25 protein-coding genes and 1 pseudogene are annotated in these 26,297 nt (G+C 49.9%); 14 read left to right on the top strand and 12 right to left on the bottom strand.

Going from position 1 to position 26,297, the window contains the following annotated elements; genetic code table 11:
• Positions 1–22: 22 nt before the first annotated feature.
• The 4 genes from EP166_RS11740 to merR form a co-directional block, all read right to left on the bottom strand.
• The gene (locus tag EP166_RS11740) at positions 23–442 is read right to left on the bottom strand and encodes a copper chaperone PCu(A)C (RefSeq protein ID WP_281276799.1); all 420 of its coding nucleotides are present in this window, start codon (positions 440–442) and stop codon (positions 23–25) included.
• Between the two features lie 180 nt (positions 443–622).
• Positions 623–1,567 carry a cation diffusion facilitator family transporter gene (locus EP166_RS11735; protein ID WP_220432553.1) on the bottom strand — a complete coding sequence of 315 codons (945 nt, stop codon included), beginning with the start codon at positions 1,565–1,567 and terminating at the stop codon, positions 623–625.
• An 85-nt stretch (positions 1,568–1,652) separates the two neighbouring features.
• Positions 1,653–2,909: a peptidoglycan DD-metalloendopeptidase family protein gene (locus EP166_RS11730; protein ID WP_220432552.1), complete on the bottom strand. Its 1,257-nt coding sequence runs from the start codon at positions 2,907–2,909 to the stop codon at positions 1,653–1,655.
• 1,474 nt (positions 2,910–4,383) lie between these two features.
• Positions 4,384–4,821, bottom strand: coding sequence for a mercury resistance transcriptional regulator MerR (merR, locus tag EP166_RS11725; RefSeq protein WP_127557146.1), 438 nt, complete (start codon positions 4,819–4,821; stop codon positions 4,384–4,386).
• A 73-nt stretch (positions 4,822–4,894) separates the two neighbouring features.
• Between merR and merT the strand changes: the two genes are divergently transcribed.
• The 12 genes and pseudogenes from merT (at position 4,895) to EP166_RS11665 (ending at position 13,054) form a co-directional block, all read left to right on the top strand.
• The gene (gene merT / locus EP166_RS11720; RefSeq protein WP_127557144.1) at positions 4,895–5,245 is read left to right on the top strand and encodes a mercuric ion transporter MerT; all 351 of its coding nucleotides are present in this window, start codon (positions 4,895–4,897) and stop codon (positions 5,243–5,245) included.
• A 25-nt stretch (positions 5,246–5,270) separates the two neighbouring features.
• Positions 5,271–5,567, top strand: a complete 297-nt coding sequence (gene merP, locus EP166_RS11715; RefSeq protein ID WP_127557142.1) for a mercury resistance system periplasmic binding protein MerP — start codon at positions 5,271–5,273, stop codon at positions 5,565–5,567.
• A 5-nt stretch (positions 5,568–5,572) separates the two neighbouring features.
• A complete protein-coding gene (gene merA, locus EP166_RS11710; RefSeq protein WP_127557140.1) occupies positions 5,573–6,976 on the top strand; it encodes a mercury(II) reductase in 1,404 nt (467 codons plus the stop codon).
• Between the two features lie 35 nt (positions 6,977–7,011).
• Positions 7,012–7,221 (top strand): hypothetical protein, encoded by a 210-nt coding sequence (locus EP166_RS11705; protein ID WP_127557138.1) that lies wholly within the window; start codon positions 7,012–7,014, stop codon positions 7,219–7,221.
• A 117-nt stretch (positions 7,222–7,338) separates the two neighbouring features.
• Entirely contained in the window at positions 7,339–7,584 is a 246-nt protein-coding gene (merF, locus tag EP166_RS11700) for a mercury resistance system transport protein MerF (protein WP_127557136.1), read from the top strand.
• Positions 7,585–7,753: 169 nt separating this feature from the next.
• Positions 7,754–9,112 carry a dihydrolipoyl dehydrogenase family protein gene (locus EP166_RS11695; RefSeq protein WP_127557134.1) on the top strand — a complete coding sequence of 453 codons (1,359 nt, stop codon included), beginning with the start codon at positions 7,754–7,756 and terminating at the stop codon, positions 9,110–9,112.
• Positions 9,113–9,208: 96 nt separating this feature from the next.
• On the top strand, positions 9,209–9,532 hold the full coding sequence (locus EP166_RS11690) for a rhodanese-like domain-containing protein (protein WP_127557132.1): 324 nt from the start codon (positions 9,209–9,211) through the stop codon (positions 9,530–9,532).
• Between the two features lie 15 nt (positions 9,533–9,547).
• Entirely contained in the window at positions 9,548–10,504 is a 957-nt protein-coding gene (locus EP166_RS11685) for an arsenic resistance protein (RefSeq protein WP_127557130.1), read from the top strand.
• Positions 10,505–10,552: 48 nt separating this feature from the next.
• A complete protein-coding gene (locus EP166_RS11680) occupies positions 10,553–11,584 on the top strand; it encodes a DinB/UmuC family translesion DNA polymerase (protein WP_127557128.1) in 1,032 nt (343 codons plus the stop codon).
• Between the two features lie 302 nt (positions 11,585–11,886).
• Positions 11,887–12,138, top strand: a pseudogene (locus EP166_RS11675) (integrase core domain-containing protein); the annotation flags it as partial.
• Between the two features lie 200 nt (positions 12,139–12,338).
• Positions 12,339–12,557, top strand: a complete 219-nt coding sequence (locus EP166_RS11670) for a hypothetical protein (protein WP_127557124.1) — start codon at positions 12,339–12,341, stop codon at positions 12,555–12,557.
• Between the two features lie 206 nt (positions 12,558–12,763).
• Positions 12,764–13,054 (top strand): hypothetical protein, encoded by a 291-nt coding sequence (locus EP166_RS11665; RefSeq protein WP_127557122.1) that lies wholly within the window; start codon positions 12,764–12,766, stop codon positions 13,052–13,054.
• Positions 13,055–13,230: 176 nt separating this feature from the next.
• Here EP166_RS11665 and EP166_RS11660 read toward each other — a convergent pair whose 3' ends face one another.
• The 4 genes from EP166_RS11660 to nadS form a co-directional block, all read right to left on the bottom strand.
• On the bottom strand, positions 13,231–16,410 hold the full coding sequence (locus EP166_RS11660) for a site-specific integrase (RefSeq protein WP_127557120.1): 3,180 nt from the start codon (positions 16,408–16,410) through the stop codon (positions 13,231–13,233).
• Positions 16,407–18,722 carry a site-specific integrase gene (locus tag EP166_RS11655; protein WP_127557118.1) on the bottom strand — a complete coding sequence of 772 codons (2,316 nt, stop codon included), beginning with the start codon at positions 18,720–18,722 and terminating at the stop codon, positions 16,407–16,409. Before EP166_RS11655 ends, EP166_RS11660 begins: the two co-directional genes overlap by 4 nt.
• Before the next feature lie 14 nt (positions 18,723–18,736).
• Positions 18,737–19,117 carry a hypothetical protein gene (locus EP166_RS11650; protein ID WP_127557116.1) on the bottom strand — a complete coding sequence of 127 codons (381 nt, stop codon included), beginning with the start codon at positions 19,115–19,117 and terminating at the stop codon, positions 18,737–18,739.
• Between the two features lie 582 nt (positions 19,118–19,699).
• A complete protein-coding gene (nadS, locus tag EP166_RS11645; protein WP_127557114.1) occupies positions 19,700–19,978 on the bottom strand; it encodes a NadS family protein in 279 nt (92 codons plus the stop codon).
• 701 nt (positions 19,979–20,679) lie between these two features.
• Between nadS and EP166_RS11640 the strand changes: the two genes are divergently transcribed.
• Both EP166_RS11640 and EP166_RS11635 read left to right on the top strand, forming a co-directional pair.
• Entirely contained in the window at positions 20,680–21,069 is a 390-nt protein-coding gene (locus EP166_RS11640; RefSeq protein WP_220432551.1) for an antitoxin Xre/MbcA/ParS toxin-binding domain-containing protein, read from the top strand.
• A gap of 113 nt (positions 21,070–21,182) precedes the next feature.
• The gene (locus EP166_RS11635; RefSeq protein WP_164743915.1) at positions 21,183–21,749 is read left to right on the top strand and encodes an RES family NAD+ phosphorylase; all 567 of its coding nucleotides are present in this window, start codon (positions 21,183–21,185) and stop codon (positions 21,747–21,749) included.
• A 475-nt stretch (positions 21,750–22,224) separates the two neighbouring features.
• On the opposite strand, the gene EP166_RS11630 is transcribed toward EP166_RS11635, so the two are convergent.
• The 4 genes from EP166_RS11630 to EP166_RS11615 form a co-directional block, all read right to left on the bottom strand.
• Positions 22,225–22,434, bottom strand: coding sequence for a hypothetical protein (locus EP166_RS11630; RefSeq protein ID WP_127557110.1), 210 nt, complete (start codon positions 22,432–22,434; stop codon positions 22,225–22,227).
• Positions 22,435–23,213: 779 nt separating this feature from the next.
• Positions 23,214–24,038, bottom strand: coding sequence for a carbohydrate ABC transporter permease (locus tag EP166_RS11625; RefSeq protein WP_127557108.1), 825 nt, complete (start codon positions 24,036–24,038; stop codon positions 23,214–23,216).
• Positions 24,035–24,955 carry a carbohydrate ABC transporter permease gene (locus tag EP166_RS11620; protein WP_127557106.1) on the bottom strand — a complete coding sequence of 307 codons (921 nt, stop codon included), beginning with the start codon at positions 24,953–24,955 and terminating at the stop codon, positions 24,035–24,037. Before EP166_RS11620 ends, EP166_RS11625 begins: the two co-directional genes overlap by 4 nt.
• 30 nt (positions 24,956–24,985) lie before the next feature.
• Positions 24,986–26,287, bottom strand: coding sequence for an ABC transporter substrate-binding protein (locus EP166_RS11615; protein ID WP_127557104.1), 1,302 nt, complete (start codon positions 26,285–26,287; stop codon positions 24,986–24,988).
• Positions 26,288–26,297 lie beyond the last annotated feature (10 nt).

Here is a 26,297-nt window from a genome sequence, read left to right as displayed (position 1 = left end):
TGACAGAGTGGGTGAGAATTGGTCAATTACCATGATCCATGGCCTCTCCATCGCCCATACCCATGACTTTGAAATTGACTGATATTGATCCCGCCTTCTCAAATTCCAGCGTGATTGGACGCTCTTCGCCGGATCGAAGCGGAGTGGAGAGATTCATCAACATCAGGTGCAGCCCCCCTGGTTCGAAGCTAACGCTCGCGTTAGCGGGGATTTCAACACCATCAGTCATAGGAGTCATTTGGACCATGCCATCTTTAACTGTTGTCTTGTGGGCTGACACTTGGGCGAAGTCGGCACTCACTGATACTAGCTTATCCGGCTGACTGCCTTCATTCAAAATGACCATGTAACCTACTCCTGGCGCTCCAGGTGGGCTGGCATTCGACCAAGGGTGAATAATTCTTAGACTTCCTGTGCTGTAGTCGTGCGCCCACGCAGGCATCCCCCACACAAAAACAATGGACCATATCAAGACATGAATATACCTCTTGCTCAGTCCTGAGATCTTAGGCATGGCTTCGCCCTCACTAATAGAATTTAAACACACGATACTCTCCCAGCAGAATAGACAGTGTCAAGAAGGTCAATTCCTCAGGACGGTCAATAAGGCCGAGGTTTGTAACTAGACAACTTTTTTCGAGCTCTGACTACCGCAATCAGGATCTGCATCACATGCATCCCGAACAGCGGCGTCTTCCGGTTGCAAGGTACTGTGGGCAATGCTGAACTGGTCTCTGAGTAACGTTTGTAACTGTGGAAGAATGCTCTCCCACTGTTTCATGGAATCCAAGTCGATATGGGCTGCAAGCGCATGACTGTTTGAGGACAAACTCCAAATGTGCATGTCGTGAATCGCTTTTACTCCTTCAACTTCCGTTATCGCATTTGCGACCGCCGAAGAATTGATACCAGTCGGCACCGCTTCCATCAACACCCTTACCACCTCACGCAACAAGCGACTGGCCGATATAAGAATCAGAAAGCAAACGAACAATGAGAGAAGCGGGTCAATCATAGCCGGCCCTCCCAAGTAGATGGTCAAACCGGCGCCTATGGCCGCCACTGAACCTAACAAGTCACCGAAAACGTGCAGCAGTGCACCGCGCACATTCATTGTCTGCTCGCCCCGCATTAACACCCAAGCAACGATCACATTTACCAGAAAACCAAGGCTTCCAATAACCAGGACCAGTCCGCCGTTAACCTCTGGCGTATCGATAAAACGGTTGATGGCCTCATAAGCGATGTAGAAAACAACGGCAAACATGAATACAACGTTGAATAGTGCGCCAAGTACTTCCGCGCGTTGCAAGCCAAATGAGTGTTTGCGTGAAGTAGGCTTATTCGCGAGCCATGCGGCGAAGGCACCCACCCCCAGCGACAATGAATCCGTTAACATGTGACCAGCATCAGAAAGGAGTGCTAGCGAATCAGCCAGCAAGCCACCCACCACCTCGACTGCCGCGAAGCCAGTAGTGAATAGCAGGGCAAATACCAATGCCTTGCCTGTCCCATGGTTGTGGCTGTGGCTGTGGCTGTGGCTGTGATTGTCACTGTGTCCAGTCAATTTAGCGCCCCCTAGTAAATTTGTTTTCGTTGCCCGACCTAAAAATACGTGGTTGGAGTCGCCAATCCTACTCACTAGGTCGACTCTACTTTCCGTATCCGCTCGCAACATAGTCCATGTCAAAAGCATCCAACTGCCCGTTCAAATTAGCAGCAAATATCTCGAACGATCTCAGCTCATCTTCATTTAACGGATTTGCTGTCGGCAACTCTACTGTCTGAGGATTTTGATGAACACCGTTAACTTGAAACTCGTAGTGTAAGTGAGGGCCAGTAACCATGCCCGTAGCGCCGACATAGCCAATAATTTGGCCCTGCTTAACTCGATTACCTGAACGGGAGCCCTCGGCGAGACTGCTCATGTGGGCATATAGCGTACGAATTCCACTACCATGCTGCAGGATTACCGCAATACCATACCCTCCATTGCGACCAGCATGGATAATCTTACCTTCTCCCGTGGCCTTAATCGGAGTCCCGCGAGGAGCTGCATAGTCTGTACCCTTGTGGGCACGAATGGTGTTCAAGACTGGATGACGTCGATTGGGATCAAAGCGTGAAGAAACGCGGAATACATTCATGGGGTTTCGCAAAAAAGCTTTTTGAACACTACTGCCGCCAGGCGAGTAGTATTCGGTATTGCCGCTAGCGTCGGTGTAGCGCAATGCCGTCACTTCCCGGCCTTGCGTGTGGAAGCGAACCGCCAAAATGGGGCCGTCCCTGAGTTTCTTACCGTTCAAATAGTGCTCCTCATAGATCACCGAAAAACGATCGCCAGCGCGAATGTCCTTTGCAAAGTCTATGTCCCAGCCAAGCAGCGTGGCGAGTTCCATAATCAAGCCATCACTGAGACCAGCATTGGTTCCGGCGAGATAGAACGATGAGTCTATGGTCGCTTGGGTAAAGCGGGTATAAACTTCGGGATCTTCGACAATTGACTCAATCCCAAACCCTTCTTCGTTGATGTCTATACGATACCTGGACAAATCTGACTGACTAAATGTTACATTGTTCAGCGTATTTTCAGACTGGTAGGTGAATTTGAATGTTTGCCCGGGAAATATTTGCTCAAGCAGTGTGTTTATGCTTTCGTCAGCCAACAACTGGTAGAGAATACTAACGCCCGCACCAGCTCGCTCAAAAACATTGGAGAGTGAATCACCTGGTTGGACTTCGATAGTGACTTCTCTTGTAGATTCATTCTTTGCCGACGGCAGAGGTTCAGAGCTTTTAAATTCCAGCCTAGCTGGAATCTCAACGACTACGGATTGACCTGGTGAAGGCCATAAAGCGACAGCAAGTATTACATAGGTTAACAGAGCGAGGCAAATAGTATGCCACAAGGAAGGTCTTCGGGATTTATACATTAACTTATTTAACATGATACATCGCTTACTGTGTGATTTTTCTACTACACTTATTGGCTCGAACAACAGTTCACCTGTCTGCATATATGTATGTATTTGGTAAAATATGATTGCTCTTGGTCTTTAAAGCACACTACGTTATATCGGTCTTTACAAAAAATTGAAGTCAGCAATCGTTAGAATCCCACAGCTCCCTGTTAAGAGGCAGTGCGTATTCCTAGTGTCTTTTTTCATTGCTTCAACACCTTTAGTCGACACATACTCAATTATGGTGTGGTATTGAGCAAATACCTATAAGCACAATGAAGTCCCGTAGCTTATCTAAAAATAGTTCTTTAGGCTCACTCTTTACTTACACGGAACTCACTCTTTACATACACGGAAATAAGTATGAACTAAATTGGAGCACCAGAATTGCTTCAGACCACTACCTTCTGCATGTTTTTCGCATCCTGATCGTCTTATTATGGTTATGAATCCGGCATCAACAGCTCAACGGTCTGGTTGTCAGCATGCGAACGCTACCTGACTTGATTTTCCATTCAACATTAATTGGTTGGAGCGCTATTGAGCTAAGATGAATTCTTTGTGACTCAGGAGGAGGCGACCATGGCCACTATCCGCTCCTATTGCACAGGCAAGTGTTAAACCGTTGTAACGACTTCGCAGGTTCGACAGTTCTGGAACGCCGCCGATTTACGCCCAAACCGACTCAAAACTTTCAAAGTCAACAATAATCCAGAGTTCGTTGATAAAGTCGTCGATATCGTAGTGTTATACATGATCCGTCCAGAGAGTGCCGTTATTCTCAGTGTTGATGAGAAAACTCAGGTTCAGGCTTTGGAACGCACACAACCTGGCTTACCGATTGTCCAAGTCGAATAGGCAGTCGGGCTCATAATTACAAGCGGAACAGTACAACCAGTCTATTTGCGGCCTTCAATATCCTGGCTTGAATGGGCACTTGAAAGGAATCAAGCAAGACAAACATAGAATTAGTCTTGTGCATCTTGAAGATGGTCGATCGACGCAAGACCCTGAAAGAGTCCATCGTATTATTATGACAATCTCAGCGCGCTTTGAACCAAGGTGGTTGGAGACTGAGTCGCATCACGCCCTCGTATTCTCCTAATTTCCACGCCAAAAAAACATCTTGGTTCAATGGTTTAGAGGTGTGATTTTCTCAACTGGAATGACGAGTGCTATGCCGCGGGTTTTTACCAGTGTTTCCGAGCTCAATGCTGAACTGGAGCAGTTTATCAAAACCCATGACACCTAGAGCGCTAAGCCATTCAAGTAACAAAGCCTGCCAGTAGTAGAATATCCAGATTTTGCTTCGATTGTTTCACGAACCTTCTATTCGCTTACTAACTTGCCCTTGGCTTTACAGCCCCATTAAGAACTCTACGCAAAAAGAAGGCGGAGGCGAATCTGCTTTAATCGAGTACTCTTAAGGTCTTTCCTCCGGCGAAAATTTTTCAAGTCCGTCATGGAGTGAGGTGATAAGGGGACAATAGACGCTACCTTGCTGGACGCGGCATTCATGCACCAGCTCATCCAGTGCTCGCTCAATCCGCTGCAGGCTCAGGATTTTCTGCCGCACACTGGTCAATTTCTGTTCACCCAGTGTTCGTGCTTCGTCGCAGTGAGTTCCATCCTGCAATATCAACAATCCTCCTATTTCATCCAAACTGAAGCCCAGCCATTTGGCCGTTCTAATGAAGTGAAGGCGCTCCAGAGCCTGTTCTTCATAGTGACGTATGCTGCCAAAGGGCTTTTCGGGTTCTGTTACCAACCCTCTGCGTTGGTAATATCGGATGGTTTCCACTCCGATATTGGCGGCTTTCGCCAGGGCACCGATGGTCATTGGACGATTTTTTTTAGACATTGGACTTGATTCCGTAGCTGACTACGGGGGTAACCTTACCGCAGTCATCTAAGTCCTTAAAGGAGCAAATGTAATGTCAGAATCCAAATCTGGTCGCGCTTCGCTGGCCGCAGGGGGCGTTGCAGCGGTTCTCGCTTCCGCCTGCTGCCTGGGGCCTCTGATTTTAATCACGCTGGGCATTTCAGGCGCCTGGATCGGCAATCTGACGGCCCTGGAACCCTATAGACCCTGGTTTATTGGTGCTGCGTTGCTGGCAATGGTCTTTGCCTGGCGCCGGATATACCGGCCTGTGGAGGCCTGCCAACCGGGTGATGTTTGCGCGGTGTCACAAGTGCGTGCGGCATACAGAATCGCTTTTTGGATTGTCTCGCTGCTTATTCTGATCGCGCTGGCGTTCCCCTTTGTCTTACCGCTGTTCTATTAAGATATCTTTTAAGAGGAAAGACCCCATGAAAAAAGTACTAATGATGACGGCGCTGCTCCTGCTATTCGGTTTGCCCGCTTTGGCGGCGCAACAAACGGTCACCCTGGCAGTTCCCGGTATGACCTGTGTAGCCTGTCCATTCACAGTCAAAGCCGCTCTTAATAGGGTCGAGGGAGTGATCTCTGTCGATGTCCGTTACAAAGAGCGTGACGCTACGGTCACCTTCGATGATGCGAAAACCTCTGTCGAATCGCTGACTCAAGCCACCACAAACGCCGGTTATCCGTCCACGCTAAGCCAAAACCAGTCGACACAGGAGTAACGTTTATGAGTGATAGCAACCTGCACATTGCTGTGATCGGCAGCGGTGGCGCGGCCATGGCCGCCGCACTAAAAGCTGCCGAGCGCGGTGCCCGAATTACCCTGATTGAGCGCGGTACCGTCGGTGGCACCTGTGTGAATATCGGTTGTGTGCCCTCGAAGATTCTTATTCGTGCCGCACATATTGCCCATCTGCGCAAGGAGAGTCCTTTCGATGGAGGCCTGAGCGCCCAAACGCCCGTCGTGGATCGGGCGGCGTTGCTTCGGCAACAACAGGCGCGTGTCGACGAGCTGCGGGATGCCAAATACGAGGGAATTTTGCGCGATCATCCGAACATCACTCTCCTGCACGGAGAGGCCCGATTTATTGATGCTCATCAGTTGGTGGTTACGCTAAACGAAGGTGACGAACAGATCGTTCACTTCGATCGCGCCTTTATCGGCACTGGCGCCCGCCCGACACAGCCGCCTATACCGGGGCTGGCTGATACGCCTTATCTGTCCTCTACCAGTGCGCTGACATTGGAGACTGTGCCTGAACGGATGGCGGTGATTGGGGCTGGATACGTGGCGCTGGAGTTGGCCCAGGCTTTTGCCCGGCTGGGCAGCCAGGTTACGGTACTGGCACGCAGCCGACTGCTGTCGAGCGAGGACCCGGCAATTGGCGACGCGGTTGAAGCCGCCTTTCGCCGCGAAGGCATCGAAGTGCTCAACCAGACTCAAGCAAGCCGGGTGGACTACACGGATAATGAATTCGTGCTGGCGACCACAACAGGAACCTTGCGGGCCGATCAACTGCTGGTAGCCACCGGGCGCACACCCAACACCGAGACGCTGAACCTCAATCAGATTGACGTGGAGATCGCCAAAGGGGCGGTCCTGGTGGATAAATACTTGCAAACGACAGTGCCGGGCATCTACGCCGCCGGTGACTGTACTGATCAGCCTGAGTTCGTGTACGTGGCGGCAGCCGGCGGGAGTCGAGCGGGCACCAATATGACCGGCGGTGAGGCAACTCTGGATCTCAGCGCCATGCCTGGTGTGATGTTTACCGACCCTCAGGTGGCAACCGTGGGTCTCACCGAGGCTGAAGCGCTCAGGCTGGACTACAGTGTTGATACTCGCGTGCTCGACTTGGAAAACGTGCCCCGGTCGCTGGTCAACTTCGACACCCATGGTTTTATCAAGATGGTAGCCGAACGCGATTCGGGCCGGTTACTGGGCGTGCAGGCAGTGACGGCCGAGGCAGGTGAACTGATCCAGACCGCCGTAATGGCGATCAGGGCTGGGATGACCGTGCAGGAAGTGGCTGACGAACTGTTTCCTTATCTGACCATGGTAGAAGGCCTCAAGCTCTGTGCCCAGACCTTCACCAAGGATGTGAAGCAGTTGTCGTGTTGTGCAGGATGAACAGCTACGTCAAAAAATGATGAGAGGAGATCGCCATGAAAATACTGACAACGTTGTTTGCCTTGTTAATTCTGTTTCCGGGTGCCGCCTTCGCGGCTTCGGGAACTGGCTTCTGGGAACTCTGTAGCCCCATGATGTCTGGCATGGGCTGGATTATGATGTTGCCAATGATGATTATGCCACTGCTACTGATCACCTTACTGTGCCTGGGTATTGTAGCTCTGATCAAATACCTTAAAAAATGAACGATCACTTTAACCATAACCCGACCTGTCTATTGGTGCTGTCGCTAGAACAGCTTTTGCACGATACCAGCAGGGACCCCATGACCGCACAATCTACTTCTGATAGAGAACCGCAACATGAGAAACCCCAAAACGCTGTTACGAGCTAGTCTGATTGGGACGGTTATCGTTGCCCTGTGCTGCTTCACGCCCATTCTGGTCATACTGCTCGGTGCCGTTGGCCTGGCGGCACTTACTGGTTATCTGGATTACGTGTTGTTACCTGCACTGGCCATTTTCATTTGCTTGACCGTCTACGCCCTATGGCGCAAAAAACAGTACGATGTTTGCTGCGACACTCCATCCGATGAGGGGTCAACCTAATGAACCACTGAAGAGTCTAACCATAGGTAGTGATGATCACCAGAACGAGATCTTTGATCAATAGCATGGCGCTGGAGAGGTGCACCGGCGTCTGGTTCACCGGAGCAATGATGAATACTTTGCTGGTGTGTCAAGGTAACTCAATGTGCCAGTTATGGAGGCATTAACCATGACCGACAACAACTATGACCTGATCGTTATTGGCACCGGCACAGCGGCTAGCGTGACCGCGTTTAACTGCCGCAAGGCTGGCTGGTCGGTGGCGGTCATCGACCACCGTCCATTCGGAGGTACCTGTGCGCTTCGTGGCTGCGACCCGAAAAAGATGTTGATCGCTGCAGCCGAGGTGATCGATGGTTTCCAGCGCATGAGCGCCATCGACACTTTGGATGGCGAAACTCGCATCGACTGGGCCGCACTGCAACGCCATAAGCGCTCGTTCACAGAGCCGGTGCCGGCAAAGCGCGAACAGGCGTACAACAAACAAGGCATTGATGCCTGGCATGGCCGCGCCCGTTTCACCGGACACAACACCGTGGAAGTCGGCGACACAACGTTGACGGCGAGACACATCGTCATTGCCACCGGTGCTGAGCCGCATCGCTTACCCATCGAAGGCGCCGAGCATCTGATAAAAAGCGACGATTTTCTTGAACTGGATCAACTGCCGCACCGAATCGTATTAGTCGGCGGTGGCTATATCGGCTTCGAATTTGCCCATATTGCAGCCCGTGCCGGTGTTGACGTCACGATTCTGAACCGGAGCGAGCAACCGCTGGCTGGCTTCGATCCGGATTTGGTCGCGCTGCTGGTCGAACGCACCCGCGCTCTAGGCGTAGACGTGCGACTTGGTCACGAAGTCAAGGCGGTGCGCAATTTCAACGATGGCTTCGAGGTTCAGGTTCATGGGCCGGAAGGACGCTTCGATATCGCTACCGATCTCGTGATACACAGCGGCGGTCGCAAGCCAGCACTCGAAGCACTGGATCTTGATGCCGCCAACATCACCCACGAACACGGCAAACTCAAGCTGGACAAAACCTTTCGCAGTTCCTCCAACCCGGCGGTGTACGCAGTTGGTGACGCTGCCGGTGGCCCCTTGCCCTTGACTCCGGTGGCCGCATTAGAGGCCCACGCGGTTGTCGACAACCTACTCGGGAACAAGGAGGCTACCGTGGACTATACCGGAATCCCTAGCGTCGCCTTTACCCTGCCGCCACTCGCGCGAGTCGGCCTGCTGGAGGCCGACGCGAAGCGACAAGGCCTTAAGTTTAAGGTCAAGCACGAAAAAGTGCCGGGTTGGTTCACCGCACGGCGCGTCAACGAACCCTGCTACGCCTACAAGATACTAGTGGAAGAGGGTAGCCAGCGTATCCTAGGTGCACATCTGGTCGGCCCCGAGGCGGCTGAAGTCATTAATCTGTTCGGCTTCGCCATGCGCAACGGGCTCGGTGTCGATGCGATCCGACACGCCACTTTCGCCTACCCTTCCGCTGCTTCTGACATCGAATCAATGCTGCCTGAGTGAAGTACCTAAGGTATGTAACATTTTTGCCCGACCACTGTGGGGTGGGACCGCGTTTATTGTAAAAAGTGGTCCCACGTCATATGGAGGAGTTTCACCATGTTAACGATTGATACCACAACCCTGCTCGATTGGCAGTCCCGAGGCCTAGATTTTATCCTGATAGATACTTTGCCCGCCGATGCGTTCGCCAAGATGCACTTGCCAAGGGCCATCAATATCGTTTCCGACGACATCATGGAAGAGGCGCCCCGCCGACTACCCGACAAGCAGGCGACCCTCGTCGTGTACTGTGCGAGCGATAACTGCAAACGCGCCGGCCGAGCCGCCAAACGCTTGGACAGTCTCGGCTATACCGAAGTCTACCATTACATCGGCGGGAAAAAGGCGTGGCAGGCCGCAGGCTTGTCACTGGAACACTGAGACGGGTACAGATCCATGCGCGACTGGATGGAACGCCAGCAATCCTGGATTTATCTCTCGTTCATTCTGGCGGGCATGGGTCTCGGCATGGGTCTGCCGGGTGTCTCGGCCTGGCTTGAACCCTTGCTATGGCCGTTACTTGGTGTACTGCTGTACGCGACCTTCATTCAAACCCCGTTATCAAGAATCAGAGAAGCGTTGAAGGACTTGCGCTTTCTGAGTGCACTGTTACTTGGTAACTTTGTGATTATTCCCCTTATAGTGGGGATCTTTGTTGCATTGCTGCCGTTGTCATTTGCGGTACAGGCGGGGGTGATGCTGGTGTTGCTGGTGCCTTGTACTGACTGGTTTATCAGCTTTACGCATCTAGGCAGGGGGGAGGCCGCGCTGGCCATCGCTGTCACGCCCGTGCTTTTGGTGGTCCAGTTGTTTGCCTTACCTTTCTATCTTTGGCTTTTCCTCGGCACGGATCAGTTTGAAACGGCGCTCAGCAGCCACCTGATCGGCGCCTTCGTCGGGTTGATTTTGACGCCCTTGGTTCTGGCTTGGGTAACCGAACGACTAGGCCATCGAAGTGCTCGCGCCAGACAGCTGGTGCAGTGCCTGGCTGTACTTCCCGTGCCGTTACTGGCACTGGTTGTCTTTGTAATCGCCGCTTCACAGGTAACCACGGTCACAAGTCTCAGCGGCGTATTGATTCAGGTTCTATTGATTTTCATCGCCTACCTAGTTTTTGCAGCCTTTCTCGGCAAGACCCTAGCCAAACTTTTCCGACTGCCTATGCCGTCGGCAAGGGCCTTGACCTTCAGCTTCGGTACGCGCAACTCGTTCGTGGTATTACCCATCGCCCTGGCGCTTCCAGAGGCCTGGCACGTCGCCGTAGTGGTTATCGTCTTCCAGTCGTTGGTGGAGTTGTTCGGGATGGTGGCCTTCCTGCATTGGGTACCGAGTAAATTGATACCAGAGCCTTAATAGACCCCTGAAACATTGTTTGACTTTCTATTCCACATAAATGGAGACATGTCCGCTCGGGTTATGGCGATCATTGAGTCAGAGGCACCGCGAGTGGAAATTTACAGCATTGACGAAGCCTTTGCGGATCTGACCGGCGTTCAGGACATAACCGGAACTTGCCGTCGAATCCAGACGCGGATTCTCAATGAGGTTGGATTGCCTGTCTGTGTCGGGGCCAGCACCACCAAGACCCTGGCCAAGCTGGCGAATCGGGCTGCCAAGAAGTATCGGGCTACCGGTGGCGTAGTCGACCTGACAGACTCGGCTCGACAAAAACGACTGTTGGCACTGACGGACGTGGCCGACGTGTGGGGAGTAGGACCCAGGCTGGTCAAGCGGCTTCGCTCTTTGAACATCCACACGGCCCTCGACCTTGCCACTGGTGAACCAAAGGCTCTCCATGAAGCGTTTTCGGTCGTACTGGCTCGAACTGCCCGGGAATTAAACGGAGTGTCCTGCATCGATCTGGAATCAGAAGCCCCGGTCCAGCAGCAGATCGTCTGTTCCCGCTCATTCGGCGATCGGGTAGAGGATAAAGAGCTGATGAGGCAGGCCCTGGTTCGATTCACCGCCAATGCCGCCCAGCGACTTCGTTCTCAGGGCCTGTTGGCAGGGCAGTACACCATTTTTATACGCACCAGTCCTTTTTCAGGGGATCCTTACTACGCAAACAGCCTGTCGGAGAGACTGCCCTGGCCAACGGACGATACCGGTGCAATGACGGAACGCCTGGATACGTTGCTTGGGGCCATATGGCGAGATGGGTTCCGTTATGCCAAAGCGGGTGCGATGCTGACCGACCTCTACCCACAGGGCAGTCAGCAGGCTGACCTGTTTGATGGCAGTAGAAGCAGTGAGGCAGGGCAGGGACGTGAACATCTGCTGGCGCTGATGGACAGCTTGAACCGGCAGTCTCGTGGGCAACTGAAATTTGCGAGTGAGGGTCTCACAACCGCTAAGAGCGATATGAGGCAAGAGCGGTTGTCGCCTCGGTATACAACCCGGTTTGATGAAGTGCCTGTGGCGAGATTGGCTTAGCGGTGTTCAGTAGGTCCCATCGTGCTGGTTAGGACTCGCCAGCTAATTAGTCCGGTATCTAAAAAATATTTACTTCTGGTAAATGCCTCCTATTGCATAAGAAGTAGTTACCAGAAGTAAATATAAGACATTTACTCTGAGTAACTACAAGATAATTACTTTAAGTAACTATAAAACATTTACTTGTGGTAAATGGAATACATGTACCAGTTTTTACAATGATATAGAATACATCTGTGGTGCACTCGCTACCTGGGCTAACAAGCAGTGAAGTGCAGTGCATTGCTTAGGTCTTTAACTAACCAGGCAATCCTCAACAGAATGTGTATATCGGGCGTTACAACCGAGCCGTGCGATATGACTGGCTAGCCCATTATCTGTTCGACTCCATCGACGAGGTACAGGAACATGCAACCCAGTGGCTTTGGGCTTATAATAACGAACGACCCAACATGGCACTCTGGGGCATTACCCCACAACAGAAACTGGTCGCGGTTGCCTACGCTCTGCAAGTGGCCTTCTTCGTAAAAGTGGGGATTACCAATGTTTACTAGTCTTAAGTGCATTGGCTGAATGATAAAAAATAAAGAGCGGTATATTTCGAAGGTGGTTGCTACAGAGTAGCGTAGCCGCAGCAGGTAAGGTGCGGCGCACAGCTGATAAGGCAGTCGTTTTTTTTAAAGGTCGTAGTAAACGGTTGGAGATGATTCGTACAGCCGTCAGAGTTCACCAAAAGAGAGAAGCGAATCGTACTATGGAATATCACATTGCTTTCGACGATAGAGAAACCTTGCCAAGCTTGATTGAGAAGGCAGCAAATGAGCTAGGTTTAACGCAGGAGCAGCTTATCAAGCGTTACATAACCGAGGGTATAGTCAATCATTTTGATGTCGAAGGACCTGCTAAATCGGCTGATACACTGGAGGAGTTCTTTGTTAAGAACCATGTTTTGTTCCCAGTCGATAAAGAATGACAGTGCACTAGTCTAGGTATCCGCTACTCGCCAGCCATGATGCCATCTTATTAGACGCTTTGACTTAACTAATTTAGCCATTACCCGCAGTACGCGGTGTTTAGTTTAGGCTGCACTTCGCTTTTTAGAATGTGGCTTTGGAGCGCTTGCCAGGATGCCAATCTGTTGTACTGTAAAACCTCATACCGTTACTTGAGGAAAATGACATGACAACACTATTGAAAATGACTTACAACTTCATTAACCCATCGCTGATTTTGATATTGTCATCCGCCTGGTTGATCCCTCTATCATTATTTAGTCCTACTCAAGCGGATGTATCATTCTTCTTGCTGTGGATGGGTGGGAATATTTTAGGAATGTCCTGCATCGCACGTGACTTTTCAACGAGGTGGTCGGCCGAGCAATTGTTATGGCATGCTGTTATTACTCCAGTGTTTGCGTTTGTCTATGCATGGGAGGCTATCGATGGATGGTTGGTAGATAATGACGAATAAACCCAGTATTTTCCACTGAACTAGGCGTGATTTAACAGTGGGTCATCTCTGACTACGAACGTACTCATTTAGGAAAAAATAGGGCAGGAACTACTAAAGTGGCGTAGCTCCTGCATTAAACTCAGATCTATATATGAAATTGCAGTTAATTCGCCCAGTTGGAATAGGCTTGAAATTTATTTACGCTTTTGCTTAATTGTTACAAGCGCCATAAAAACTGCAAAACGTATTCCGCTCAAGGTCGTTTGTAATGCTGCTTTCCCAAATTCCTCAACCGGGTTAACCACAATATGAGCAACGCCCATTGGGTTTCTATTGCCGGCAGGCTCGCGGCCCTTAAGAATTATAACCTGATCCAAGTTAACGCTTAATTGCTGCGACCAGTAGCGTATAAGTGAAGCCTCTGAATGGGGCTCTGACGAAGGCTTGACTTTAACAGTCACTTGACTACTTAGATCCAGAATATCAATCAAAACCCTGTAGCGCTTCGTTTTCCTTAAGGTCCTGAATCTTATTTGGGTATGGCTACGTTGAGCGGATTTATCGAAAGCGAAAAGGGCTCTATAAGCTAGGTCGGGTTGCGAGCCATACCAATTAACTAACTTCTCGTACCAGTATTCGATCAGCGGTAGGGCGCTTTGTTTTGTAGGTGGTGCAGGACAACAGGGTAGCTCTGGACGCTTCTGACCGCCTTTAGTTTTCTTGAATCTGACCGTATCTACTGACCGCCTACCATCCTCTGAGTAGCCTGTTGAGCGTCCTCTGTGTTTTGGTGACTGCATAAGGATCAAGCTCTCTGTATAGAGCCCTTCAACCAATTCGGGACTCAATTCATAGTGCTCAGCTGACTGATCAATAGCGATCCCCGTTTCAATACCTTGATGTTGTAGTCTAACGATACGATAGAGGATGTGATAGATAGCTAATGCACTCAGATGCTGCTCATTGACAGCAGGCCCTGCGGATACTGGATTGTTCTTTATAAGCGGTGCGATCTTAAGACCGATGAGCTTTCTTCGAATGCCTGGTGGCCAACGAGGTGGGAACTTTGCAGATAACTTCGCCGATGTAGTGGGTCCTGATAACTTGTTACGACTACGACGAACGCGCAGGCTCTCTGGAGTAACCCCGAGGAGTGCCGCTTGGTTGTCGCTGGACAGTGGCTTGGTATGGGTGCTTTTTATCCGGCAATAAGAAGCGTAATCGAGCAGGTGACTATAACTGAATATGGTCTGCCCAGGAGAGGCATGACCAGCAATCAGGCTGAGTAACCTGATTCTCTGGCGAGTCAAATGTCCGTCTGGAACACCCTCGCAAACAGCGTACAAATCGCGACCCCAGTGGGGTAGGGCAATTTTCCCGTCATCGTCACAGGCCCATTCCTCAGGAATAGTTGGTGAGGACTCGGAGTCGAGAAATCTTAGCCCGAGGATGGAAATGCAGGAATGCCTGAGGTGGTGAAACCTGAGATCATTACAGTTAGAAACCGATTGGATCGCTTTGGTGATCGGAGAAAATACCTGGTAATCCGTGATCAATTCGTCCGTAAATCGGTTTCTCGAAAACAACGGGATTCTCAGGTTTACGTCATCAGCGCAGGCTTCGTGTTGGCGTTGTATAACCCAGCTGCTGAGTTGATCAAGCTCGTCGCTGGTTAATAGCGTATGTAAAGGCAATTGACGCCTTGCTCGGTGGGACTTTAGATTGCTACTCGTGGGGTTTCCCATTGAGTTTGGGCGGATCAGCAACATGGGCTTGGACAGTTTTGGTCTCACCAGACCCTGTATGTCCCTAACCTGCAATTTGGCAATTTCTGTACGCCTCAAACCACAGCGATAGCCCAGAATCAGCACTAACTGTCGAGTTTTGACGAGTCTTTCGTCAGTTAATTGGTGTTGAATTAGATTCAATGTACGGCGAAATTCCGCAGGAGTGATTATATCTGCATCAACGGCTCTTGCGGTACCATTACTAGCTAGTTGAATCCTGGGAGCACCGATAGCCCCTACCAGAAAATCATGAAACTCCTGCAATCGGTCTGAGCGGTCAGATGACTGGTTGCCAGATATCGCATTGCCGATGATATTGCTGTAGCAGGATTCCCATTCCTCTGGATCCAAATCTAGTAAATTTTCAATATCCCACAGTTGCTCGATCAGTGGAGTACTTATCGTATTTAGGTACCGGAGGATGCTCGAAGGCTGGAGCTTATCCTTCCTGTTTCCGCCGTATTTAAGCAATTTCTCAGTCCAGCAACATAACGCAATCATGATTGTCGGTAACGATTCTTTACCACTTAAACTCTGTATCGCAGAGATCATTCTCAACGTACGCTGATATCCACTGGATTGATAACTGTCCTGAACTATTTCTCGAAGCCGTTTTGATGCAGTTAACGCAACGGAAATTGACCCGTTTTGTGACGGTCTAATGCTCGTGACGGCAGGCACTTCGGGTGCTAGTAGTTGTAGATCACTGTTTACTTTAGGTTGTTTTTTGGTTAGTAGCCGCAACCAAGATTCCTGGGAGAGAGAGGTGGTAGAGTCCACCTGTCGAAGTAAATATGGAATCAGGCCTTCGACGTCAGTCGACAATCGTGTTTCCGCCGCTTCCATTATCTGCCTGATAGTCATTCGATGTGGAAATTCAATATTCCTAAGATAGGTGGTCAGTGATGGACTCTCACACATTGAAATTGATCGCTTGCCATGATCTTTGTACCAGCGCTCCAGTAATTTGAGAGTGACCGGGTCGGGCAGGTATCGCCATAGCCCATTGGAACCATTGGTTTCCAGCCAAACTAAGTCGTTATACTGGTAAGCGCCTAATGGTATTACCTTGAGGATTGAGGTCAGCCGTTGAATGGAGCAGATCCCACCAAACCATACAATAGAAAATATCAGTCTTTGTGTATCATGTTCAAATTGATCAAAATTGGATTCGCATACTTTCTGATTGAGATCTAGCCAAAATAATTGCTCAACTTCTTGCCCTAACTCCATATTTATAAAACGTTTAGGAGTATGTAATGTCGATTCGGATCCGAGCGTTTGAATAGGTCTGAAATTGTCAGCTTCATAATTGAATTTCATTGAAATTTCGTTGATGCGCTTAACCAGGTGGTTATGGCGCAGAGTATGATGCCGAGTGCTTTGCTCGCCAACAATGTTGCCAAACATCGTATTGATGAATTCGGTATCTACTCTTGGAACTATAGATCCGGTAGAGAATTCATGAAAATCCGTTGATAATAGCTCGTCAATTCTTTGGCGTTCACGTTGAGCTATCTGAGTTCTATTATGCGTGCGGAGTTCGTCGCCATGGAAGCTATCAGGCTTTAAAGCTGGATTGCTCATACCAGCCCTCGTAGCGGTGTAAAACCGATTTTTGACATCAGTAGATTAAGTGCTGGGAGAAGGGTTCCCTTGTACTCAGTGGGTCTAAACGTTGAATATTTGCTGACGGGTTCCTGTCCAATGTTCCAGTGGCCGAGATATGCATCTACAATTTCGCCATGGACGCCCATTTCCTTAAGTGCTCCACGTAAGAAATGGCGGTTTATGTTGATAGGAAGGTCAAAGAACTCACTAGCATATTTCGCAATTTGTTCAGGCCGAACGGGCACACTGATTAGAGTTTTATTCTTCTTGGCCACAAAAAACAGCCTTTGAATTGGAATATCGATGGAATGGTACAAGTTAAGAATTGTTCTCATTCGCCCTCGATGCTTTTCATAGTGTTCCAGTTGAACAAGAACGGCATCTGGTACTGGTACAATACGCGCGTGATTGAGATCATTTCCAATTTTGTCAGCAATAACAATAACACCGGACTCACGATTCAAGTCGCTATCCCGAGACATAGGTGAAACCACAGCGCGGTAACCTGTCGCAAATGAGATTAGAAAAACTGTATACAGTGTGTATGCATTATGTAGATCATATAACCCTTTAACACTGCCTATTTCTTTTTTAGACCTTTTGATATTGAGTTTTAAGTCGGAGACTAGTAATGGTAATCGATCAGTTCTTGGCGATAGGGGGGAGCCAATGGTAACAGAGGCGTCTGGCCGAAATACTGTACAGTTCGGATCTGCATCAGTTTCCCGTAGAATTTCGTTAACAACGGTTTTGTAGCGTTCAGCAAGAAAGGTGTTTTTTGGGCTATAGTAGTATGCCCCAGCATGATGGCCATTCGAAGGTTTTTGTCCAGTAATGAACATCGCATCAACTGAGTCACCACCGCCATTAGACAATGCATGGAATAGAGTTTGTCGAATACGGGTCATTGTTAATCGAGTTCCGTGTTCATAATTCAGGTCGGTCAGTAGAGACTTAGCCAATTCAGAGATATTTTGGTGTTCAGATTGTTTAAATAGGTAGCCAGACCTACCGCTGTGGAACTTTTCCAGTGCTTGTTTAATCACCTGCGGCATTGGGAGTCTCACTTGACCAGTAGTAGGGGTTAGGTTGGTTTCCCACTGAGGGTTCAGCTGTCGCTCGCGGTTTGGTAGAGCGGCCTGACCTTGCCAGAATCCACCGCTTGGGCATAGTGCAATAGGCGTTGTGCTCAGTGACTCTGGTACTGCTTCCGTACTCGTATACAGACGCGTGATCAGGATTTCAGTATGCGGGCGTCCTGTCAGGAGCGATAAGAGAATCAACAGGCAGGCATCGGCGTTACGCTCCTCACTGCTCAAGGACTCATCCGGCAGTATTGAATTAATCAGCATGGCTATGTCAAACTGGTTGAGTCTGTTCCAGTCAGTAGAGAGGGATTGATTTGTTCTCTGCAAAGCCGCTGCAATATTACGTCTGTTCCGACTATTGCTGAGTGGCTCTGATGATAAAGCAGGAGGTATCAATGTCTCGCTGCGTACATGGCTAACCTCGGTGACACTATCCGATAACTGAAGCCCATACGAGCTGAACTGCTGTACCTGCGTATTTGACAGTTTTACCGATTGGGTGTGCTGAAGACGAACCTTTTCCGGAAACCCGTCATTGGTACTGAGTTCGGTGGGTAATTCAGCGTCGTTGTTAGAGTTGTTGCCACCCTGCTTGTCCTCTCGACTGCGAAATTGAGGCTGCTCCAGGTTCAACGAAATGCCTAATAGCCGTCTAATGGGTTCAACTCGGATGCCCGTGATATTTGGGCTTTCGTTGTCAATATATTTGTAAATTGATAGCCTGGAGTCACCAGTAAGACTAGCCTGATTTTTAACTAATCGTCTTACTTCACGTAGGCAGGATTGAATATTACCTGACGGAATTTTTCGTCCGCCTATTTCCATCGTATTTGAGATTAGTATTGAGGAAATTACGGCTACCAATAGGGGCATATGCCTCTTAATTTCTCCGGGCGTTTGGGATATGCGATAGAGCTCAGCATAAACAGTATTTACTGTGACTTTTGGAATACCTGCACTAGCGTTTTCGCGGAGTATCGACGTATCATCTTTAATGTCATTGAGGATGTTATCGCACGCACGAACAAGAGACTCAGTTTTATCGGAAAGTTCCGAAATTTCATTGTCATCGGGTTTAACTACAAGTTTAATGTTCGTAAGAATTGTCTTCAGAAGTTCAACCACCAGCGTTGACCCTTTTGCCTTAGCCGGTGGGTTAAGAAGTTTTAAAATAGTGTTTTCTGGTGTTTCGTTTATCATAACATCAGTGCTCTTTATTTATAGCTGAAAACTGCTTTGTCAACTGAGGGAGAAACTTTACGTCGATCAATCCCTGCGAATTCAGCAAAATTGATCTTTTTGTAAAATGAGTTATTTTCGGTGGTTGCATGATTTAAAACGTATGACAGATAGGAATTTAGCATTGCCCCATATGACTTTGATGAGACCTGTGACAGGGAGATTCGCAATAGCTCCATCTCTATGAAATTCCAGATCCTTGCCGGCTCCATTATTTCAACGTAGGGTACTGAAATGTTTGCCTTTTCTGGCAGCCTGGCAAAAAGCTCAAGCTGTTGAAACCCATAGACCACCGAGACAAAAGACTTTGAGCAGCTACGGTATCCGATTATTGGATTCAGACGGTTATAGTTCATTATTTGCTCATGGGTAAGCAGTTTCGTATTTGTCAGCGTGATGCTCGCACGACTCGAAAGAAGTGCTAGTTCCCCTCGCCCGAATTTGTCTGAGACTCTGAATGCAGTGTGCCTAACCGTTTTGATTTTCATCATATCCCCCTAAGTGTTGAGTAGGGTTATGATCCACGTTCGCATGCGATGTGTGTTCGGCCTAATTCGTGTTTTTCTGCAATTAGGCAATTTTCTGCGTATTTTTCTTTGTTGTAGCAGTGGTTTTTTTAGAAAAACAATTTGCCGAAATTGCTATTGAGCCAACTTGCAGTGGCCAGCAGATTGCGAGCCAAAGTCACGTGTTGTTGCGTGTGGCTAGTCAGCGAGGGTGGTTTTGATCAAAAATCAACCAATAGTTACAGGAATTTGGTCATTCCAGTGTAGGGGTCGTGTACTTTGGCTCGTTTTTAAAACAGATGGGGTTTCCTAGCCTCTCTGTGATTCCTTTTAACCTGGTTCAAGTCATCATCGCACGATAGATTTTAAGGTCAGAGGAAGCACAAGACCTTTTCATCAGTGCTCTAGAGTGTAACCAGGTTGAGTCCTGCATTAGTGTGAGGCGAGTGCTCTATAAAATTCTGGATTATCCCGTATGGTTGCCAATACCTTAGCGGAAAGCCCGGTTGGATGTCTGCTTTTGACCTCCCAGCTTTCGAGAGTATCAACGCCAATACCGAGTGCTGTTGCAAATTCCTGTTGGGAGGCGCCGAGCTGCAATCGAATCGATTTTACCTCCACCATGGCGTACCTGGATTCTCTGGATGCAGCCTTATTCCCGTTTTTGATTGCGACAGCTTCTTCAAGCGAAGCCTTTAGCTCACTAAACATAAATGATACCCGTTATTGTTTTCCGCAATGTTTGTGAAAATACAACACCCTTAGAATGTACATGAAAATATATAGAGGTAGAAGGCGTCGCTTCATTTGGTCATCCCCAAAGTGGCCAACGTAACCAGCCTCGTTCTCGGGCCCCCCCAACAACCACTTTAAATAGAAGTGGTAGATGATATGGGGCATTTTGGTTGGCCCTTTCAGGGTCTTTATATTGGTGAACCTGGGCATCACTGGCGGGAGTTTGTTCTGGACTGATGTGGTCGTCATTGATATGCGCAAGAAGAGCTACCCCGCTTCTACAACCTGTCATAAGAGCGAGGGGGGAGCCTCAGTAACCCATCGAACCTGAAACTGCTCACCGATTGGCTGTGGACCGGCTATGACAAATCCGTGGATACACCCGAGGGTATCGACAACTTAATCCTTAATCCTCGAGACCAATGAGATTATGGGCCAGGATGAAGAAAGTACCTCATTGACTAGGTTATGGTCATTGAGCGCTAGCCAGGTTGCCGAGCTTCAGGATGCCCGGGCAGGAGTAAGCATTGTTGATTTCTGATCCCCGTCTAGGAGATGGCACATTACCGAATCACTGGGCTATAAGGGTTAGGCAGGTTGATAGGGGTTGCGGGTATCTCCATTAATGTCTATATTGAGATATCAATCTATATAGAGACAAGGAAAGGAGGTCTCCAATGGCAGCCGTTGAAGAACGTCAGATCGACCCTGCTGTTATGCTCCGTGCACTCTGGCAAGCAGTGAGCAGCCTTAAGCGCGAGTTCAATCTGTCAGAGGCCGAGACACTGAAGGTGCTGGGGGATATGCCCCGGTCGACCATGCACAAGGGCATGCAACATCAGAACGTCAGTGTTAGCCGTGATGTACGTGACCGGGTGTCATTGCTCCTGGGAATCTATAAAGGGCTGCGTGTGTTGTTTGAGGACTCCCAGCAGGCGATGACGTGGATTGACCGGGAGAACGCGCTACCACCGTTCAACGGCCGGCGTCCTCGTGAGCTTATGACCAATGGGGACTTCATGGCGCTGGCAAGCGTCCGCCGATTCGTTGATTACTGGAGAGGTTGATGCTCGAACTACCAAAAGAGACGCATCCACAGCCGATCCACCGACTAGTACCGAGACGTTACCCCACGGTATCACTGTTCGACTTTGCAAGGGATGCGGCAGAGTTCGAGGCAATGGCAGTTCTGGATGGGTACACCAACGATCGGTTGCGCCAGGAATGCGGGGTGGTGTCGATGGTGCCCGAGCATCAGGCCCGGTATGGGCCAGGCTATACCCCAATCATGGCCGCGTTCACCCATATCGGGTTTGGCAGCCGGTTTACAGACGGTCAGTACGGGGTCTATTACGGCGCCCGTGAGCTTCGCGTTGCTCTAGACGAAGTGTCGTTCCACCGGGCCCGGTTCATGGCAGCCAGTAAGGAGCGGCCAACGGACATTACAATGCGCCAATACATTACCAAGCCTGAGCAAGGCACTGAGTTTGGTGTGATCACGAAGGATTCATACCCTGAGTGCCTGGACCCTGACACCAGCCGGTATGGTCCTGCTCAGGCCCTCGCAGCTAAATGGCGAGAGCAGGGCGAGTATGGGATCAAGTACCCAAGCGTTCGTGCCAAGGGGGGCGACTGCCTCGCTGTGCTGCGCCCTGATGCCCTTGGCCCCGCTACCCAGGGTGGGCACTTCACCCTGATATGGGATGGTGATCGCATTTCGCACCGGTATGAGCACCGCGAAGTATGAATTGTAGGAGCGGGTGCCTTCCACGGATCATCTTTTACCTGGTGCAGGCATTTCTGTGAGCGTTCAGATCAAGGTAGGCTATTCAGTCAGGCACCGATAGAGCAAGTCTTTTGCTTGACTTGCTATGCCCGGCGATTCGCTTTCCCGGTCGCAAGTTACGCTCAAGGCCTTGGGCGCATGGCGCTACAGGAATCCTCCCAAGTCGATCTGAGCCATCGAGGCAATAATCGAATTGCAATGAAGCGACGGTTTTCGTTCGCGCATATTAGCTCGGTAAAAACTGTATTATTTCGCCCCGTGGGCGGTCTTCAGTGTTAAATTCCGCCAATCCATACACTAGTCCAGTCGACGGAAATAACCTTTTTTGCAGTTGGTGAGGCAACGTTGCTTCGTAGCACACTATGGTCAACGAGGTGGTCTGACGTCAGCGCAAAGAGTTGGTATTGCTCGTGACTATACGGGGTCTGTTCCCGACTCATCGTGAATTAGACGGGGTGTCGTCATCTGAATCAAAATAATACCCCCATATAGGGTCGAAGGGCCGTTCGTAGCTCAAGACAGAGCCTTTGAGCCTCTCAAGGGGAGTCAGCTCTTGCGGGAGTAGTTTAGCCAGTTCATCGGCGTGGACAGCCTCAGCATCAAGCCCCTCCAATAGTGCCTGCTCAGTAAAAACCTTCTTTTTCATGGACCCCCCCCTCTTTAGCGAGAATGAAGACTCCCAGTTGGGTTAAAAACCAGCGAGGTCATCAAGCAATAAGCTTAGTTATAGTCATTATTTTTAACAAAATTCGGACAAAAAAATGTTAACACTTTTTTAGCATGAATTTTTGAGAATTAAGCTGGCTACCAAAGGGGCGGCGGTCATTTCTGTCGGTTTTGACGACACTAATTTGTTATCACTTGTGCCTAAAAATTGGCGTTAATCGTCTAGAATGACTATTTAATAGGTGTTTTAGAAAGAGGTTGAATTCGGCTAAGTAGTTGATTTATAGTTATTAACACCGATTACGAACCTTTGCCGCCGCAAACTGAGTTGGCCTCCGGAGGCAGAGGTCAGAGGTTCGAATCCTCTCGGGCGCGCCAGACATAAAAGAACCCGCCGTGAGCGGGTTTTTTTATGTCTGGCGCGCCCTAGCGCGATAAGATGAGAACCTCCAGGTGACAGCCTCCTTCCCTAGAGGCTGCCCTTCGGGCTCGCTTCGCTCGTGCAAAATGGCTCCCGGTCATTTTGTCGACCAAACGCCAGGAGCGTTTGGGGCCGCGCCAGCGCCGCGAAGCGGACAAGTGCATGGATGCACTTAAGCCCATCCTCTCGGCCACTGCAGCAAACGCAAGAACCCGCCGCGAACGGGTTTTTTTGTGTCTGGCGCGCCCGAGTCGGACGAGATCCCTTGCAGGTTACAGCCTCTCGGCCACTGCAGCCCCCGAGCGGGCTGACTCGCCCATGAGGCGGGGCGTTTTTCCCTAGCCCTTTACAGCCCCTTGCAGCAGCGCGGCAACAAACTGACGTTGGAAGATCAGGAAGATAATGATGGTAGGCGCCATGATGATCAAAGAGCCTGCGCTGAGCAGTGGTACATCGGTACCCCACTGGCCCTGGAAAGCACCCAGTGCTCCTGCCATGGTCCGTTTTGCGGGGTCTTGTACCAGGACGATGGGCAGTAAGAATTGATTCCAGGTCCAGAGGAACAGCAGTATCGACAGCGACATGATGGATGATCTGGCCAATGGGATTTGTACGTACCAGAACTCACGCCAATAGCCAGCACCATCCAGTTGCGCCGCTTCACTCAGATCTTGTGGCACATTGATGAAGTGCGCTCGCATCCAGTACACAGAAAAAGGCATGTATAGCCCGAGCAATGGTAGAATAATCGCGAAACGGGTATTCAGTAGTCCCAGTGCTCGAATCTCATAGTATAACGGAGTGATGATAGACTCGAACGGCAATGTAAGGCCCAGAACAAACACCAGATAGAGCCATTTACGTCCCGTCGGTACCAGTTTTGCCAGTGCAAAACCTGCCATACTTGCTATCACTACCGCCAATGGAACAACACCCAGTACGATGATCAGGCTAGACACCATCATCCGGCCAATGTCAGCCACTTCGAAAGCTCGAACGAAGTTATTCCACTGAGGGGCTTCCGGCCAGGCAATGCCTGAAGGGTAGGTTCCGCCAGGTGCCAGTGCCGCAGTAAACAGACTGAGAAACGGAAGCAGGGTTAAGGCCATCAACAGTAGAATCAACCCTTTGCCAACCCATGCTCTCTGAAAAATTTGTGTCATTGTTTTTCCCGTGTAAACCATTGGACTGGAATGACAATCAGCAAGACAAGTAGCATCAAAACAACGCCAAGTGCAGAAGCAAGACCGACTTCACGGTGAGCAAACGCCAAGCGGTAAATTTCCAGCCCGGGCACCATGGTCTCAATTCCAGGTCCACCCGAGGTGGCAACATAGACTATGTCAAAACTGGATAGAGCCTGAATAATAGTCACGGTGACGCAAACGCCGATCTCCTGGCGTAATCCCGGTAAGGTGATGTGTCGGAATTCATGCCAGGCGTTGGCTCCATCCATTTTGGCTGCCTCATAGAGACTTGCATCAATGCGCGAGATTCCTGTGACCAGCAGTAGCATGCACAACCCGAGCAACACCCAGGTTCCGATCAACCCCACAGCAGGCAGCGCATAGGTGAAATCACCTAGCCACCCACGGGTCCAGTTCTCCAGTCCGATAAAACCTAGGAGCTGATTGATGACGCCGTTTGAGTCGTACATCCAACTCCAGACGATACCAGCGGCGACCAGCGGAATGACTTGAGGAATAAAAAGTACGGTTCGGGTTACGGTACCGAATCGACCTGACATCTGATTACGTATTACCGAAGCTACGGCAAGGCCAACAATCACTGGTAGAACCGTGAAGTACAGAATCAACCGGAATGCGTTGGCAATAATTTGTAGTAAATCATCATCGGTGACCACGGTGATGTAGTTTGTCAGACCGACAAAACTCGCCGCTCCGATACCATCCCAGTTAAGCAGGGAGTAATAAGCAGACATCGCCATTGGGAGGAGAACGAACGCACCGTAAAAGAAAAATGCGGGAGCAATAAATAGCCAGGCAGCCCGATTTGCATTGAGGCCCCCCCGGAAGGGGGAAAGCCTCTGGACCTTTTTTTCGGTCTTATAGACAGTCATTACAGGTACCATCAGAATTGAGTAACAAAACTAGCGTGACAACTGGTTTTCGTATTCTTCCTGAACAGTGCTGAGCAGCCCTTCAGCATCCTGAACGCCGCCAACCATTCTTTGCAGTTCGGGTGTCCAGGCGGCTGAGAATATGGCACCAGTGGCATTGGCGATAAAGTCCATGGCGCCATTGTCTTCAGCAATGGTCTGACTGGCAGCCAATGTGGTTGAAATCAACGAGTCGGCGTCCACTTCTGGCAGTTGCAGATTGGCTGGGCCGCCTGGGTTTGAGCCACCCACTTCAACGTTGATTTGGCGAGCCGTTTCGTTAGTGGCCACCCAGTTTAGAAAATAGGCTGCGCAGTCTGCGTTGGCTGCATTCTCGGCAATGCCAAAGGTCAGCGGTGACGACATGGTGGCATAGGCGTCACCCGCGTTCAGCGGAGGCATTAGGAAGAAGCCAACGTTGTCGCCCATCTGCTCCTGAAGATTGGCTGACTCCCAGTCACCATTGAACATAACCAGGCCATTTCCCCCAATGAAACGGCTCATCATATTGAAGTAGTCGACTGAGTTGACGTCCCGTGAAAAATAGCCGGCTTCAATCCATTCCTGAAGGTGATTGGCGGCTTCCAGGTTCTCGGGGGTGTTGATCGTCGCGCCTTCCTGTTGAAAGATCCAGGCGTTTATAGCTTCCGGATCGCTGTAGGAGCCCATCAGGTTTTGAAGTGGAAAGTTGAGGCCACCGGTACCTTTGTTCCACTGCTGTATTGGTTGTATTCCTGCTTCTTTAGCTCGGGCAAGAAGATTGTCTAGTTCTTCGAGTGTCTGTGGTGGTGTGTCCATGCCAAGGCTTTCCGCCAGCTCAGTATTGTAGTAAACACCGGTTGTGCTGTAGTTCAAGCCTAATGCATAGAGTGATCCTACACCTCTGGGGCGACCGCTTTCATGTGCTCGGGTTTGCACCAGTTGAGACTCGGGAAAGCTGTCCCACCCAAATTCTTCGAAATAGGGGTCCAGGTTTTTGAGTAATCCGTTGGCAACCAGGTCGCTGATACTGGGCAAACGAATCAAATCAGGCGCGTTGTCCTGCGACAGCAGGCGAGGCGTGTTTTCCATCAGGTTTGCAAATTGATCCTGCCGGATATCGAAACTGACGTTTGGGTATTGGCGACTGAATTCTTCGGCTAATTGCGTAGGCAGCGGAAACCCAGTCTCAAAGTAGGCATTTAAGGTCAGGGGTTCACTGCCACAGTCCATTGCTGCAGTGGCTTGGTTCGCCATTGCGGTTGCGGAGAGGGTAAGTACCAGTGGCAAGGTCTTGGGTGATATTTTTATCATAATAATAACC

Origin of the sequence: Saccharospirillum alexandrii, assembly GCF_004000275.1 — a bacterium.
In the GTDB taxonomy this organism is placed as follows: Bacteria; Pseudomonadota; Gammaproteobacteria; order Pseudomonadales; family Natronospirillaceae; genus Saccharospirillum; species Saccharospirillum alexandrii.
Note: the sequence above shows the minus strand (reverse complement) of the source record. Positions and strands in the feature narration are given on the sequence as shown.